The sequence below is a fragment of the Candidatus Corynebacterium faecigallinarum genome, assembly GCF_052264515.1.
GTDB lineage: Bacteria > Actinomycetota > Actinomycetes > Mycobacteriales > Mycobacteriaceae > Corynebacterium > Corynebacterium faecigallinarum.
In genome coordinates this window covers 1-634 of record NZ_JBQQOC010000087.1, presented here as the reverse complement: position 1 = coordinate 634, position 634 = coordinate 1, and the positions used below count along the sequence as shown (strand labels likewise).

1 protein-coding gene is annotated in these 634 nt (G+C 62.1%); it reads left to right on the top strand.

Annotated features, from left to right (window positions below):
* Positions 1–437 (top strand): transposase (locus tag ACTXPP_RS14160; RefSeq protein ID WP_443342763.1); only part of this gene is annotated, 437 nt, incomplete at its 5' end.
* Positions 438–634 lie beyond the last annotated feature (197 nt).

The following is a 634-nucleotide window of genomic DNA, read 5'->3' as shown; positions in this document are numbered from 1 at the left end:
GCCGACCACTGTCAGTGGTCGTCACCGGTGGGCAACGCAATGACGGGGCGGTGCTGCGTGAGGTCATCGAGGATATTCGTGTGCCACGGGTCGGTGGAGGTAGGCCACGCACCACCCCGGATGCGGTGATCGCTGACCGGGCTTACCCGTCGAGGGGAACCAGGGACTACCTGCGCGGTCGGGGGATCAAGACAGTCATTCCAGAGAAGTCTGACCAGGTTCGCGGCCGGAAGAGCAAGGGCTCTGCCGGTGGCAGGCCGCCGGCGTTCGATGCGCAGGCCTATAAGGGCCGCAATGTGGTCGAGCGGGCGTTCAGCAAGGTCAAGCAGTGGCGAGGGTTGGCGAACCGGTACGACAAGCTGGCGGTGGTGTACCGGGCAGCTGCGGTGCTGTCGACGATTGTTGCCTGGCTGGCCGCTTTAGGAGACACGTCCTAGATCCGCCGCTGCGCCGCTGGATGAAGCAGGAGAAGTGGATTGTCAGAGGTATCGAAGCCATGCCCTCCCTACCGGCCTCTGAGGACGTCCACGCCCCACCCGTTGAAAATACAACCTGAGTTCACTGCACTCTCAACGCATCTTCGCTGGTTTTACTTCGCCTGATTCCCGGTCAGCGGAACATATTGTTCTACAGG